The sequence below is a fragment of the Streptococcus sp. K0074 genome, assembly GCF_048843365.1.
GTDB classification, from domain to species: domain Bacteria; phylum Bacillota; class Bacilli; order Lactobacillales; family Streptococcaceae; genus Streptococcus; species Streptococcus mitis_BM.
In genome coordinates this window covers 287,965-303,106 of sequence record NZ_CP184836.1, presented here as the reverse complement: position 1 = coordinate 303,106, position 15,142 = coordinate 287,965, and the positions used below count along the sequence as shown (strand labels likewise).

At 38.1% G+C, this 15,142-nt stretch carries 15 protein-coding genes; 4 read left to right on the top strand and 11 right to left on the bottom strand.

All coding sequences use genetic code 11. The features are described from left to right. Positions 1-11: 11 nt before the first annotated feature. The 10 genes from ACN076_RS01680 to ACN076_RS01635 form a co-directional block, all read right to left on the bottom strand. A complete protein-coding gene (locus ACN076_RS01680; RefSeq protein WP_000813667.1) occupies positions 12-143 on the bottom strand; it encodes a teichoic acid D-Ala incorporation-associated protein DltX in 132 nt (43 codons plus the stop codon). Positions 144-511: 368 nt separating this feature from the next. Then, positions 512-1,690 (bottom strand): ryptide export MFS transporter, encoded by a 1,179-nt coding sequence (locus ACN076_RS01675; protein WP_420790024.1) that lies wholly within the window; start codon positions 1,688-1,690, stop codon positions 512-514. A gap of 7 nt (positions 1,691-1,697) precedes the next feature. Then, on the bottom strand, positions 1,698-2,789 hold the full coding sequence (locus tag ACN076_RS01670; protein WP_420790023.1) for an MFS transporter: 1,092 nt from the start codon (positions 2,787-2,789) through the stop codon (positions 1,698-1,700). Further along, positions 2,786-4,105 carry a KxxxW cyclic peptide radical SAM maturase gene (kwcM, locus tag ACN076_RS01665; RefSeq protein ID WP_000988322.1) on the bottom strand — a complete coding sequence of 440 codons (1,320 nt, stop codon included), beginning with the start codon at positions 4,103-4,105 and terminating at the stop codon, positions 2,786-2,788. The genes ACN076_RS01670 and kwcM overlap by 4 nt, the downstream gene beginning before the upstream one ends. Before the next feature lie 69 nt (positions 4,106-4,174). After that, positions 4,175-4,240 (bottom strand): KxxxW-cyclized peptide pheromone, encoded by a 66-nt coding sequence (locus ACN076_RS01660; RefSeq protein WP_261022939.1) that lies wholly within the window; start codon positions 4,238-4,240, stop codon positions 4,175-4,177. Positions 4,241-4,322: 82 nt separating this feature from the next. Further along, positions 4,323-5,183, bottom strand: coding sequence for a helix-turn-helix domain-containing protein (locus tag ACN076_RS01655; protein ID WP_420790022.1), 861 nt, complete (start codon positions 5,181-5,183; stop codon positions 4,323-4,325). Between the two features lie 361 nt (positions 5,184-5,544). Beyond that, complete coding sequence (locus ACN076_RS01650; RefSeq protein ID WP_000980824.1) at positions 5,545-6,249, bottom strand: MIP/aquaporin family protein; 705 nt, start codon at positions 6,247-6,249, stop codon at positions 5,545-5,547. Positions 6,250-6,319: 70 nt separating this feature from the next. After that, positions 6,320-8,146 (bottom strand): type 1 glycerol-3-phosphate oxidase, encoded by a 1,827-nt coding sequence (gene glpO, locus ACN076_RS01645; RefSeq protein ID WP_420790021.1) that lies wholly within the window; start codon positions 8,144-8,146, stop codon positions 6,320-6,322. A 41-nt stretch (positions 8,147-8,187) separates the two neighbouring features. Beyond that, positions 8,188-9,696 carry a glycerol kinase GlpK gene (glpK, locus tag ACN076_RS01640; protein ID WP_420790020.1) on the bottom strand — a complete coding sequence of 503 codons (1,509 nt, stop codon included), beginning with the start codon at positions 9,694-9,696 and terminating at the stop codon, positions 8,188-8,190. A 159-nt stretch (positions 9,697-9,855) separates the two neighbouring features. Further along, positions 9,856-11,283, bottom strand: a complete 1,428-nt coding sequence (locus tag ACN076_RS01635) for a helix-turn-helix domain-containing protein (protein WP_420790019.1) — start codon at positions 11,281-11,283, stop codon at positions 9,856-9,858. Between the two features lie 164 nt (positions 11,284-11,447). On the opposite strand from ACN076_RS01635, the gene hslO reads away from it, so the two are divergent. From hslO to ACN076_RS01620, 3 genes are read left to right on the top strand one after another with little or no spacing between them, the layout of a single operon-like run. Next, positions 11,448-12,320, top strand: a complete 873-nt coding sequence (gene hslO / locus ACN076_RS01630) for an Hsp33 family molecular chaperone HslO (protein ID WP_420790018.1) — start codon at positions 11,448-11,450, stop codon at positions 12,318-12,320. Continuing rightward, positions 12,307-13,287, top strand: a complete 981-nt coding sequence (dusB, locus tag ACN076_RS01625; RefSeq protein ID WP_000183308.1) for a tRNA dihydrouridine synthase DusB — start codon at positions 12,307-12,309, stop codon at positions 13,285-13,287. Before hslO ends, dusB begins: the two co-directional genes overlap by 14 nt. Position 13,288: 1 nt before the next feature. Further along, on the top strand, positions 13,289-13,840 hold the full coding sequence (locus ACN076_RS01620; RefSeq protein WP_420790017.1) for a cysteine hydrolase family protein: 552 nt from the start codon (positions 13,289-13,291) through the stop codon (positions 13,838-13,840). Between the two features lie 70 nt (positions 13,841-13,910). Here the strand turns inward: ACN076_RS01620 and ACN076_RS01615 are convergent, their stop codons facing one another. Beyond that, on the bottom strand, positions 13,911-14,609 hold the full coding sequence (locus ACN076_RS01615) for a hypothetical protein (RefSeq protein ID WP_420790016.1): 699 nt from the start codon (positions 14,607-14,609) through the stop codon (positions 13,911-13,913). Positions 14,610-14,919: 310 nt separating this feature from the next. Between ACN076_RS01615 and ACN076_RS01610 the strand changes: the two genes are divergently transcribed. Beyond that, positions 14,920-15,117: a hypothetical protein gene (locus ACN076_RS01610; RefSeq protein WP_239683522.1), complete on the top strand. Its 198-nt coding sequence runs from the start codon at positions 14,920-14,922 to the stop codon at positions 15,115-15,117. Positions 15,118-15,142: the final 25 nt, after the last annotated feature.

The following is a 15,142-nucleotide window of genomic DNA, read 5'->3' as shown; positions in this document are numbered from 1 at the left end:
TCTCCTTCAAGTTAAAATTCATTATAGATAAAGCTTCCTTGACCCTGGCCAAGATAGCTAAAGAAGTAAAGCAGCCCCAGAAAGATAAGAAAATACAAGGCTGTCCGACCAAGAAAGAGGTACAATTCTTTTCTCTGTTTCATCAAGAAAAACCATTCATTTCTGTAATTTTTGCTAAATAAGATAGACTCTTACTATAGTATTTTTCTACTATTGTACCACTTTCTAGGGTAATTTTTCAATTGTTTGCCGTAGATTTTCAGTAGATTTCAGTTTATTTTAAGGATTATGCGGTTTTTCTATGTATATTTCAAATAGAGTGATCCTGGGCAAAAACTCAAGTTCAGTAGAAAATGAAGGGAAGCTTTCCATAATAAAACGCACAATATCAAGTTTTTTTGTACTGACCCCAAAAAGTTAGACAGAAAAAATCTAACTTTTGGGGTGCAGTTCATTTCAACACCTGATACTATGCGCTTTTCTAATTTTTCAAGACTTTTGAACCAGTCTCTTATTTAAAATAATCTCGTCTGATATAAATTAAAATAGCTTCTATCATCAGACAAATGGCTGATATCCAAAAACTGATGCTAATACCAAAACTCTCAGTAATATAGCTCATTAGCAAAACAAATACTGAAAATGCTAATGTCGAAATCACTTCAAGAACGGAATAGACATTAACCAAGTTATTTTCCTCTACTGTTTCCTGAAGAAATACACTTTCAGGAACTTCTTTTAGTTGCGATAACATACCAACTAAAGCTGAAAATACTAAAAACATCTGTGCATTTGGAAAATATAGAATAGTCAGTGTCACTATTGCCATGGCTACAAGAGGAAAAAGAATACTTTCCCATTTAGCAGCAAGAAACTTTTCAGATAGCCTAAAAGCAATTAAGCCACTAATTATAATCCCGATAGAGTATGCTGTATTAGAATATCCCCAGTAACTTTCCGTTTCATTTAATAGCTCAGTTACAAAGACAAGTATGATAGAAGAAACCCAAATCGTATTTGAGAAAATTTCCAATAAATTTGCTGATACAAAAAGTCTTAATCTAGGATCTTTAGCAACTAACTTCCAGCCTTTGAGCAAAATTTCAAGATTAGTTTCTGACTCTAACACCTCCACTTCAGCCTTAGGAAGCAATAACATCAGAAAGCTGGAAATTATATACAACATTAAAATGATAAACGTGGTAGGTAACAGACCAATTGTTGCAAATAAGAGTCCACCTAATCCCCAACCCACCAATTGAACAGCTTCACCACTCATTGACAAGGCTGAATTAGCCTTACCCAAATCGGTCGCATAGCGTGGCACAATAGCATAGGAAACAGGAGCTGCAAAACCATCTAATATAGAAATTGCAACAACAAATAGATAGATTACCAAAGGCGCTACTGATTGCATTACGGTAAACATTCCTACCAGTATCGTTAATAATATAGTCTTTCCAAATTGGGATAAAGATAAAACCCTATTTAACGCTAACCTTTTAGTAACCAAAGGAACTAAAAGACTCGCAACAAAAGAGGATATCCCTATTAAAATGGGAACTAGTGATGTGGCAATTACTGATTTTGAAATAATGTATATGTTAGCAATGATTGTTACTCTAAAGAAAATATCTGCTAAATTTGCAAACAATTGAGAGACTAACAACTTGATAAATGAATTAGACATATAACTTTTAAGTTCTTTTATCTCTGTTAGAAAATGAATAAGATACTAAGCAACAAAGAGCTACTATACCAAATATTAAATAATTGCTCCTAATACTAAAGTTATCAGCAAAAATACCAGCTAGAAAATCAGCTAACATAAAACTAATCGAAATAAACAAATTATATACTGACCATGATACTGCTCTATTTTTTTCTATTGACATATTAAATTTATAATAAAAATGATTATTGTAGTTGGAATTAAGAACACGCATTAATAAAAGGATTATAATTTGGATGATTAGATTAGTTTGAAAAAACATGAGTATAGCTAATATTGGTAACATCAAGCTTACTTCAAACTTAATTTTTAGATAACTCCCCAAAGCCATAGATATATTAAATATAAATAGTACAATTCCCAGCGTATCTAGTGAAAATCCCTGTTCATTTAAGAATATCCCTGCATAAGAATTGCTAATCATAATTAGAGTTGAGAATGCTACTCCTAATATTATTAATAACCATGGAATATTTTTAATATTATCGAGGCTAAAAAATTTTTGATTATTATTTTGTTCCTTTTTAATTTCAGGTAATCCTATTAAATATAATAGACTGAAAATTACAAATATAATAGATATAACAACAGGATAAACATAATTCATATGCAATAAAGGGGGAGATATAATTGTAACAATAGCAATAAAAATATATTTTAATGTGTTGAGATTTTTCAAAAATGATTTATATACAACTTCGTCATCAATTATTTCAAAATTATAAGAATTAAGAACTCCTGAAGATAATGATTCTGACAATCCAAAAAATATCGCTGAAATATATATTATGTTTGATTTTCCAAACAATAGGCCCCATAATGCTAAAATTAATAATAAATTTGAAGTAGCCAAAATTTTCTTGTAACCAATCTTACTTGAAATATAACTTAAAGGAATATCAAAAACTGAACCACATAGCTCAGTAATAACTGATAAAGTAGCTATTTCTGTGAACGAAAAACCTAAGTGCTTTAATAGTAAAATTTCTACAAAGTAGTATGGTAATCCAGATAGAAACATATTCATTCCGTACAAATTAAAAATCTTCTTACTCATAAGTTACAAACTGAGTCTCTAAAATATTCTGGACTCTTCTCCTTAATCAAGTTAACATAGCAGCCACCCTCGCAAATTTTTAACAATCCACAAGATAAACACTTAGAATTCTTCGTTCTAAAAGAACGAATCCCTCCATACAACGAATCATCATACCAAACATCTAACAAATCTTTTTCAAAGGCATTCTGCTTAGTTTGATCAACTCCTAAAAAAGCAATGCAAGGCAAGATATCCCCATTAGACATTATTTCCATCTTAGTATATTTTGCACGACATCCATAATACATTTCGTCAAACTCTGAAAATTCAATTGAATTATTTATCAACTCCGGATAAGCGGTGAAAAGATGACATCCCTCAGTAGCAAAATTTAGATTAGCTTCCCGTTGAGTTATATAATCTGTAACATACTCATTCAACCTTCTCAAATCAGTTAAATCGTATTTTTTCTTTATTTTCGTATATCCTGTTACCTCAGAATAATTAGCTACTGAGAACCTATCTATTTTATTCTCTATACAAAAATCAACCAATTCTATAATCTGCTCATAGCTTTGCCTTGTATACACTGCATTAATTCTACATTTTTTTCCAACCTCTTTAAAGTACTTCGCTAATTTAATTTGTCTATCAGGTCTCACCCCCATTAATTCAAAATTTAATTTAGGATCTAAAGTCTGCAAAGATAAAACCGGTGTAATATATTTAGATTTAACTAGAATTTCCACTGTACTTTTCTTTATTAATTGGGCATTAGTTGTCATAGTAGTCTTTATCTTCAGTTTTTCACAAGCTATCAACAAATTATCAATATCAAAATATCTAGTCGGTTCCCCTCCTAAAATTGAAACACTTAACACTCCATTATCCTTTGCTTGGCGCAAAATTCTTTCCCAATCTTTAGCAGGTTTGGCATTTCTATCTTCACGATTTGCTAAAAAACAAAAACCGCATTTTAAATCACAGTACATACTGGGGTATATTACTAGTTCAAGCGGAAAACTCAATATGTTATATTTTTTTAATTTTGCTACATGCTTTCTCGCATTTTGAAAAGTCTCGTCAGGATTTTTCGATGATTCCTCAATATTATTATCAGAATAGATATTTAATAATAGTACTCGCTCTAGTTTCCCTGCTTTTATTTCTTTCTTAAAAAAGGAAGTAGCAATTTCAAAACCATGATTTTGAACTAAATAAAGAAAATAAGCTTCACTCTCATCTAACTCAATTCGGTCAAAAGTTACTTTATTTATCAAAATTCCACCAAACTTTTCTAGTCTAAATAAAAAATCTTCTGAAATTGTCATCATATTGAATACCTTTCTAAAAAAGCAGAGGAAAATATAGCCTCTGCTTAACTTATGGGATAAATTACTTTATCACTTCCAGCCGTCACCTTTTGCTATTGAACTAGACTCAAGGACTTTTTCAAGCTCTTTAGACATATTTGGTACTCCTTTCGAATATGATACTGTAATTATATTCCTTTTCAACACTTACAATAAAATATTCCCATATTTGCATTTTCTAACTACTAGCTAAAATTTTTTCTAAATGTCCTTCATAATTCTTTGCCAAATGGTTACTTCCCGCTAATTTCATTGCTCCAATACACTTCCTCATTTCAATAATTGCTTTGCAATCCGTCTCTTTTTTGTAGCGATACAGATGTTGTGCATACTGAAACACCAACCGTTCATAAATTTCTATCTCGGTGAAAAAGCATTGGTTTAGTCGTTTTTCAAAATACAAAGCATCAAGAAATTTTCCTCTTTCAATACATGTGATATATCCGTTTAATAGCATAGATGAAATCAGTCGTCTATTATTAGGAATTTCTTTATAAAAATCAGAACGTCTAGACATCTCTCTAGCCAAAACCATAAAGACATCGTGTTTTAGGACATCTAAAGTATTTGAAAAAATCAATAATTCATAGTATCCCCAATATTCAACACTAAAGAGATAGTCAGTGAGATAAGATAAATCATCACCAGCATAATAAACTTCTCCCGATAAATCTTGTAAACGAATTTTTAATAAAATAATGTTAAGCTTATGAAATTTCTCTTGTTTAGAATCTGACTCCATCTGAGAATAAAGTAGTTTTTTCAACCCATCAACATCATGATTTGATACAAAATGCCTAACCTTTGATAAGAGTTCATTCAGTTCATCACGATGAAAATCATGAACAGCATACATAAATTCATCAATGGGCATGTTAATTTCATCCAAAATAGCCATAAATTTTGAAATGGTTAAATCAGTCTCTCCCTTTTCAAAACGTGAGAGCTGTGATGTTGATATACCAGCTTTTTCGACATCTTTCAAGCGAAAACCTCTAGATTCTCGAAACTTTTTAAAAATTTCTCCAAATTTTTTCATAATATCTCTCCAACAAGCATATATGGGAACAGTTTTTGATTTTTAATATTTTAGCATAAAATAGAAGAAAATAAAAGTGAGGTATTTCACATGAAAAAGCAAAAACTATTGCCTTTATTATTCCTAATTTTAGGAGGAATTATGATTATCGTTGTTGGCTAGTACTAAGAAATTAGTTACTAGAATACTTACATCTTCAATCGAAAAAGAGACTGGGAAAAAGTCTTAACGATAAGAAAAGCGCATAATATCAGGTATTGAAAAACTTGATACTATGCGTTTTATTGTGAGAAGATTTACTTCATTTTTTGCTGAAATTGGGCTCTTGCCCAAACTCTATCAAAAATAATTGTTTTCTAGATTAGAAAAGTGAGAACACAAGCACGGCCAAGGCTGCACCGATAACCGGTCCCACAACAGGAATCCAAGCGTAAGACCAATCTCCGTCTCCCTTGTTTGAAATTGGAAGGATACTGTGCATGATACGAGGTCCAAGGTCACGTGCAGGGTTCAAGGCATAACCTGTTGTCCCACCTAGTGATAGACCGATACCGACAATCAAAGTCCCCACCGCAAATGTTCCGATTCCTGCTTGAAGGTCATAAAGTCCCAAAGCAAAGATTGTCAACACCAAAACAAAGGTTCCAAGGATTTCACTGATCAAGTTAGAAACTGTATCCTTGATGGCTGGCCCGGTACTGAAAGTTGCCAGGATATTACCTGCATTTTCTTCTGCCTCATAATGCGGTTTGAATTGCAACCAAACCAAAATCTGACCGAGCATAGCCCCTGCGAACTGAGCTAGGATATAAGGGAATACTGATGCCCAAGGCAAACCACCTTTCAAGGCCACACCAATGGTCACAGCTGGGTTTAAATGAGCTGGACTGAGCTTGCCAGATACAAATACTGCAACCGCAACTGCAATCCCCCAACCCATAGTAATCACAATCCAACCTGAACTGTTGCTCTTGGTTTTTGGAAGAACCACACCTGCAACAACACCATTTCCTAGAAGAATCAGGATTAAAGTCCCCAAAAATTCTCCAAATAATTCATTCATCATCTTTCTGTCTCCATTAAAAAGGAGGAGAGGGTAGACTAGGAGTCCTGCCCTCCACCTCTTTTATTTTTTCTTAATTTTTTAATTCTGCTAAATCGTTATTAGCGAGAGCCGCTTCGACATCCGCACGGTAGCCTGCTTTTTCTTCTTCTGTCCAGTCATAGAATCGTCCCATTTCATCCAAAACTGGCTCAACGATACTATCCAAACTATCACGCATAAAGAGCATATGGTTGGTACGACGAAGAAGGAAGTCAACTGGGCTAAGAGCCAACTCATTGCGCATTGCATAGTGAAGTGACAATGTATCTGCCAAGCTGAGTCCTGGTGCTTGTTCCAAGCTATGAGCAAGGGCAAAGACCTTCGGTGCATTTGAACCATAGAGATTTGCTAAGTAATGAGCTTCCTTGCTATCCAAACCACGTGACACTCCAAGTTGCGCAAAGGCTTCGATTTCTGAGTCTACATTTGCTGGATTCAATTCTCCACCTGAAACAGGGTAAGTCTTCGAGTTGATCAGTTTAAAGCTGCGGTCAAATTCTGCTTTGAGGATGTCAACCACGCGCTCCATAGCTCCTTCAGCCATCTTACGGTAGTCTGTGATTTTACCACCAGCAAGGGTCAAGAGGCCATTGTCATCTCGGTCCAAGCTCGAACCACGTGAAACTGCAGATGGATCCAAATGTTTCTCAGAGGTACTGCTTTCAAGCTTGCTGACAGCAGACTCAACATCTTCACGCGTTTTTTCTTTAGAGAGGTAAGACTCAACAGTCGCAATCAAGTTGTTAAAGCTTTCATCACTGATGGTTCCGTTATTTCCTCCATTGTAGTCAGAAGCGCTATTGCCTGCGATCAATGGACGAAGACCTGCCCAGCTGCTTTCGATATCATCAATGGTAATGTTTGCTTCTGGGAAGCGGTTGTTGACAATGCCAAGTAGATAATCCACATCTTCTTGAGTTACTTTTGGATGTTCTAAATCGCCTGTGTAGTCTGTATCAGTTGTACCAAAGTAAGTCTTGTTTTCACGTGGAAGAACAAAGACCATACGACCGTCACCCAAACCAGTGTCAAAGTAAACTGGCTGTGAAACCTTGATCTTGCTTGAATCCACTACTAAGTGAACTCCCTTAGTTGGACGCATTTGTGAGAATTGGGTTCCCTTATTAGACAAATTGCGTACTTTGTCGCTCCAAGGACCTGTTGTGTTGATAACCAGACGGGCCTTGATTTCAAAAACTTGATCTGTCAACAAATCACGGGCTACAACACCTGTAATCTTACCACTTTCATCAAATAGGAAGCCTTCTGCCTTCACGTGGTTGGCAATGAGGGCACCGTCTTGGTTGGCACGTTTGATGTTTTCAATCACGAGACGTGCATCGTTGTTACGGAAGTCAAGGTAAACCCCACCTCCTACCAAACCTTCTTTCTTCAAGTTTGGCTGGCGTTCCAAGACTTCTTCCTTGCTCAAAACCTTGTTAGCAGCTGGCGTGTTATTAACCCCTGCCAAAAGGTCGTACAAGTCCATAGCTACTTTAAGACGGAAGAGGCTAAAGGTCGCTCCATCTTCTTCATAAACTGGTAAGAGCATTGGGTCTGGTTTTGGAATGTGAGGTGCAATTTGTTGTACCACTGCACGCTCTGAAACCGTATCTGATACCACTTCTACGTCAAATTGTTTGAGGTAACGAAGACCTCCGTGAACCAATTTTGTTGAACGGCTGGATGTTCCTTCTGCGAAGTCCTGCATTTCAATCAAACCAGTATCTAGACCGCTAGCTGCCGCCTGCAAGGCTACACCAGCCCCTGTGATTCCTCCACCGATAATCAAGAGGTCCAGGGTACGTTCCTGCATTTTTTTAATTGATAATTCACGTGTTTTCTTTGAAAATTCCATATTTACACACTTTCTAACTAAGTCGCTTTATTCTTCCAGTATTAGTCGTCTACTTCCGCAAAGACTTGGGTTGCTTTCACAGCCTTCTTCCAACCCTTGTAGAGTTGTTCCTTGCGAGATTCGTTCATAGACGGCTCAAAGAGTTCTCCTGTCTCGTTCAAGAGTTTCAACTCATCCAAATCCTTCCAGTAGCCTACTGACAAACCTGCTAGGAAGGCTGCTCCTAGAGCTGTTATTTCCAAGTTTTTGGCGCGTGCGATATCGATTCCCAAAATATCAGCTTGGAACTGCATGAGGAAGTTATTCATAGCTGCACCACCGTCTACTTTCAAGACTTGGATAGCTGTCTGAGCATCCACTTGCATCGTATCGATAATATCACGCACTTGATAAGCAATTGATTGAAGAGTTGCCTTGATAAAGTCTTCCTTACTTGTTCCACGAGTCAATCCAAAGACAGAACCGCGAGCATTTTGGTTCCAGTATGGAGCACCTAGACCTGTAAAGGCTGGTACGACATAGACTTCATCGTTGTTGTGAGAATCACGAGCATATTTTTCAGATTCTGGTGAATTTTCAACCATGCGAAGACCGTCACGAAGCCACTGAATGGCACTTCCTGCGATGAAGATAGAACCTTCCAAGGCATAGTAAACCTTGCCGTTGATTCCGTAACCAATGGTTGTTAATAGGTTGTTTTCAGACAACTGCATTTCTTCACCAGTATTCATGATGATGAAAGAACCTGTTCCATAAGTATTCTTGACCATACCTGGTTCAAAGGCCAACTGACCAAAGAGGGCTGCTTGTTGGTCCCCAGCCATACCTGAGATTGGCACTTGTCCACCATAGAAATGGAATGGCGCTGTCTTACCGTAAATTTCAGAGTTAGAACGAACTTCTGGCAGCATAGCCTTAGGAATGTTGAGAATTTCCAAAATCTCATCATCCCATTTGAGTTCTTTAATGTTATAAAGCATGGTACGAGCTGCATTTGAGTAGTCAGTCACGTGAGCCGCACCGTCAGTCAATTTCCAAACCAACCAAGTATCGATGGTCCCAAAGAGCAATTCACCCTTTTCTGCTCGCTCTTGAGCTCCTTCTACATGGTCTAAAATCCAACGAACCTTGGTAGCAGAAAAGTAAGCATCGATGATCAAACCAGTTTTTTCATGGAATTTTTCTACATAACCTTGACTTTTTAGTTGTTCAGCCAAAGGAGCTGTCTGGCGTGACTGCCAAACGATAGCATTGTAGATTGGAAGTCCTGTTTTCTTATCCCAGACAACCGTTGTTTCACGCTGGTTGGTAATCCCGATTGCTTCGATTTGATTTGGCTTGACACCACTTTCGATGAAAGCTCCCGCAATAACTGACTGGACGGAATTCCAAATTTCATTGGCATTGTGTTCAACCCAACCTGCCTGAGGGAAAATTTGAGTGAACTCTTTTTGACTAGAGCTAACTTTTTCTCCTTTTTTATTAAAGATAATGGCACGAGAACTTGTTGTTCCCTGGTCAATAGCCATGATGTATTTTTCTTGTGACATGTGATGTCCTCCTCATAAAGATCTTGAGGATGTCTCCTCTTTACACTAACTAGTATACAAAATAAAGCGCTTTCTTGTTTATCAACTTTTTTTAATTTTTAAAAAAATGTGAGTAGATTGTGTAAATTTCACAAAAAAGACCTGGAACCACCAAGTCTTTTAAGTGAATAATAACTGACGAATCCCTGCCAAATCCTCCATATCCAAGTCATTTTTTAAATAATAGACTGGTGTCTGCTCCTTCTTATAAATAGGGTTATTTGTAACCAGCAAATCATAATGTCGAGTTCGGTCATAGGCTTCAATGGTAATAAAACGATTGTATTCCAAATACCGTTTCAAAATGGCTGCCATCCTTGAAAAGACAAGAAAACCAGATGTCAAATCCAGACCAATCCGCATATGCTGACCACCATTTTCAGCCATATATTCTATCAACTGGAGCCATTCCCAGAGAATTTTCTTATCCAAATCCGTCCCCTGCTGAAAGGCAGGTAGAGCATGAAAAATCTCCTCTGCCGTTCCCCTAAAATCATGTTCCATCAGCAAATATGGATGACGATTCTCTAACTGGTACTTGTAGCGGTCCTGTAAGATATAGCCCTTGTATAAATAGACTTGAGCACAAAGCTGACTGAGTTCATAGGTGACATTGTCCTCTGTATAATCACCCAGTAACTCCTCCTTCTTCATTTCTTGAATCAATTGTGTCAGTAAATCTGCCAACTGCCCTCCAAAACCAAGGATATATTCCATTGTATGAAGAGGAAGAATGCGATGAGATAGGAGGAAAGAGAAGAATATCATCATCTCCCCATCCTCAGTTCCTAGAGGAAGGTGTTGTCCAGCGAAAAAGGACGGAGCCTTTCGATGCAAACGAAGGTAGAAAATATTGTCAAAATACCCTCGCATTTTTTCTTCTATCACTTGAAACTGACAGGCATTTACCCGAAGACGTTGTTGACTGATATGAGACCAGAGAACCAAGTCCAATTTCTGCCCTGAAGACAAGCTTGCACCGCAGATTTCCTCTAAACTGGCAATCTCCTGTTTTCTCTCTGGTTTCTGCATATGGCTTTCCCATTCCTGACTCGACCAGACCTTGCGGAAAAGACAGAAATAGAAATAGCGAATCTGATGCTCTGGACCTCGCCAACGTCCATTTTGGATGGATAAATCAAATTCTGACAAAATCTGATTTAAGCTAGCTAAGTGACGACCAAGCGTAGCCTCGCTAATCATTAATTCTTGAGCCAGTTGATGGGCTAGGAACTGTTGGTGGTAGAGAAGATAGACTAAAATTTGGTATTTTATGGCATTTTCTAAAAATAGGCTTCGGATATCTCTTCCCTTGGTAGTTGCACCGATTGACAGACGCAGATTTTCATCTTCTAAGTGAATAGTCAGCTCTAAGCCACTATCCAAAGCCTTGTCATTGAGCAGGGTGACATATTTGGTTAGGGTTGCTTTTGAAAATCCTGTTTCCTCCATTACAGCCTTGACGGTCGTCTGAGACTCTTGTAATAGAAAGGAAAGGATTGAAAATTGGCCAGATTCAGCCTTTTCCATCAAGTCTCCTAAATACATTTGTTACCCCTTTCATTTTCTACCTTAAGCATAGCATAAATCTTAGAAATGCTGAAATAATCTGTTTCTCTTTTTATTTTCATGCTGATTTCCTGGTCCATTATCCTGAAAATCAGCAAACACACGGCTCCCCCTTTGGGCATTTTTATGCTAAAATAGTAGCTATGGATAAAATTATTAAAACAATATCAGAAACCGGAGCCTTTCGTGCTTTTGTCCTTGATAGCACAGAAACCGTCCGCACTGCTCAAGAAAAACACCAAACCCAAGCTAGCTCAACTGTAGCACTTGGTCGAACTCTTATCGCCAGCCAGATTCTCGCAGCCAATGAAAAAGGAAATACCAAACTTACAGTTAAGGTGCTGGGATCTAGCTCTCTAGGTGCTATCATCACCGTCGCTGATACCAAGGGGAATGTCAAAGGTTACGTTCAAAATCCTGGTGTTGACATCAAAAAGACTGCAACTGGTGAAGTTCTAGTCGGACCTTTTGTTGGAAACGGTCAATTCCTCGTTATCACAGACTACGGTACTGGAAATCCTTACAACTCTATGACTCCCCTTATCTCTGGAGAAATTGGTGAAGACCTTGCCTTTTACCTGACTGAAAGCCAACAAACACCTTCAGCAGTCGGCCTCAATGTCCTTTTGGACGAGGAAGACAAGGTCAAGGTTGCAGGTGGTTTCCTAGTTCAAGTCTTGCCAGGAGCCAAGGAAGAAGAGATTGCTCGCTTTGAAAAACGCATCCAAGAAATGCCAGCTATCTCAACCCTTCTGGAAAGTGAAGACCATATCGAAGCCCTCCTCAAGGCTATCTACGGTGACGAGGCCTACAAGCTTCTTTCTGAAGAAGAAATCCGTTTCCAATGTGACTGTAGCCATGAACGCTTTATGAACGCTCTTGCTAGCCTCCCAAGCTCAGACTTACAGGAAATGAAAGAGGAAGACCACGGGGCAGAAATCACTTGTCAATTCTGCCAAACAACTTACAACTTTGATGAAAACGACCTGGAGGAACTCATTCGTGACAAATCTTAATACACCCTTTATGATTGGCAATGTTGAGATTCCCAATCGTACCGTTTTAGCACCTATGGCTGGCGTGACAAACTCAGCATTTCGTACTATTGCAAAAGAGCTCGGAGCTGGACTCGTTGTAATGGAAATGGTCTCTGACAAGGGAATCCAATACAACAACGAAAAAACCCTGCATATGCTTCATATCGACGAGGGCGAAAATCCTGTCTCTATCCAACTTTTTGGTAGCGATGAAGACAGCCTAGCACGCGCAGCAGAATTCATCCAAGAAAACACCAAAACCGATATCGTGGATATCAACATGGGCTGCCCAGTTAACAAAATCGTGAAGAACGAAGCTGGCGCTATGTGGCTCAAGGATCCAGACAAGATTTACTCTATCATCAACAAGGTCCAGTCTGTCCTTGATATCCCACTTACTGTTAAGATGCGTACCGGCTGGGCTGACCCATCTCTGGCAGTAGAAAATGCCCTCGCTGCTGAAGCAGCAGGTGTTTCTGCTCTTGCCATGCATGGCCGTACCCGTGAACAAATGTATACAGGTCACGCAGACCTTGAGACACTTCACAAGGTCGCTCAAGCTTTGACCAAGATTCCATTTATCGCCAACGGTGACATCCGTACAGTTCAAGAAGCCAAGCAACGCATCGAAGAAGTCGGTGCTGACGCAGTCATGATTGGCCGCGCTGCCATGGGCAATCCTTACCTCTTTAACCAAATCAACCACTACTTTGAAACAGGAGAAATCCTCCCTGATTTGACTTTTGAGGACAAGATGAAAATCGCCTACGAACACTTGAAACGCTTGATTAACCTCAAAGGGGAAAACGTAGCAGTTCGTGAATTCCGTGGCCTCGCTCCTCACTACCTCCGTGGAACATCTGGCGCTGCCAAACTCCGTGGAGCCATTTCACAAGCTAGCACCCTAGCAGAGATTGAAGCCCTCTTGCAACTGGATAAGGCTTAAAATGGTTCATACTGCTCTACTGATTATCGATATGCAAAAAGCATTTGATAGCCCTATCTGGGGAGAACGAAATAACCCTCAAGCTGAACATCAAGCATTGAGGGTACTGGCATACTTTCGTAAACACGCTCTTCCAGTCTTACATGTTCAACACATATCTGACAATCCCCAGTCGCAATTTCATAACAAACAAAATCAGGTGTTTAAAAGTGGATTTGAGCCAGTTACTGCAGAACCTGTCTTTCAAAAAACGGTTAATAGCGCCTTTATTGGAACAAATCTTGAAACATATTTACGAAAAAATCAGATTTGTCATTTAGTCGTTGTTGGTTTGACCCTGCCTCATTGTGTATCTACTACGACACGAATGGCAGCAAATCTTGGTTTTGAAGTCACTTTACTAGCAGATGCTACTGCCAGTTTTACCTTATCTAACAAAAACGGTCAGACCATCTCTCCTGAGACTATCCATGAGATTAATCTCCTTTCTCTACAAGATGAGTTTGCTCAAATTCTTACTACAGAAGAATTTTTAACCCAAGTACAAGTATAAAAGAATCCGTCGACTCTTATTTGAGCTGACGGATTTTCTTTGATTGTAAAAATTCAAATACTGAGAGCTATTATTGACTCAAAGCAACACTGGAAACCTTACCATCCGCTCCTGTTGTAATTTGGATGATTTTTCCTCCACCAATTTTGGCATTATACTTGCCACCATCAAGAGTATAAGAGTAGCCTCTGATAGAGTAATTTTCTTTCTTTCCATCAGCAGATTCTACTGTAAATTGACCACCTGATGAAACTGTGATGGTTTCGCCATTTTCTCCCTTCCAGTTGCCTGCTGCTGCTGAGAAATCACCGTCTACCATGGTTAAAACACCCTTATAGCGTTTATTCTGCTCTGCTTGCTTGTCTTGAAGTTTACGGTCAGTTGTTGGGTCATAGCTTGATTGGTTAGACTGGGCTTGAGGAGCCTGTTGAGTTGAAGGAGCCTGAGCAGGCGTTTGTTGACTAGCTGCCTGTTGATTAGACACTTCTTGACCTTGTCTTTGCTCTGGTGCAGGTGTTGCTGGTGATGGTGTTGTAGTTGCTGCAGACTGGTCAGTAGACGCCTTGGCCTTTTCAGATGAAACTGAACTTGAGGACTTCTGAGTCTTGCTTTCTTCGCTAGCAGAAGTTGCTTTAGAACTTGATGATTGGCTTGTCTTAGCAGAACTGCTTGCTTGAGTTGTTTCCTTTTTATTTCCACAAGCTCCCAATAGCAAGGTAGAAGCCAATACAGTTGCTGCCATTAATTTGATATATGTTTTCTTTTTCATTTCTCTACTCCTTTGTAATGTTTTTGAAATATTAAGAAATCTTTTTGTAATACAATTGTAACATTGAGATTTGAATATGTCAACGATTTATTTAAACTATTTTAAAAATCTCACATAATTTAAACACCTCTACTCCTCCTACTCTTCTATTCGTAATAAAACAGAAAAACAGGAGATTTTCCTGTTAAAAATTTGAATTTGTTTTGTGTAATCGCTTAAAACTTTAAGTACAAAGGAATATAATAACATTGAAATAGAATATAGGAGGTGCACTCTTATGCTAAATAAGTATTATAAGTATCTTCCTTGAGTGATTTTGGGAGCTTTCTGTTCTTATCAGTCTGCAGTTCGCTACGCTCAGACTACATTTGATTTATTTTACCTAATAACCATTTTTATGATTGTAGATATAGCTTTATTGTACTTACATGAAACCTATTTAAAATATAAATACAAAGATTTATTCATTCGCATCATGAGCAATTCTAAGAAAAATAGCCATCCCTAAAACAGTCGCAACAGCAAATCAAACT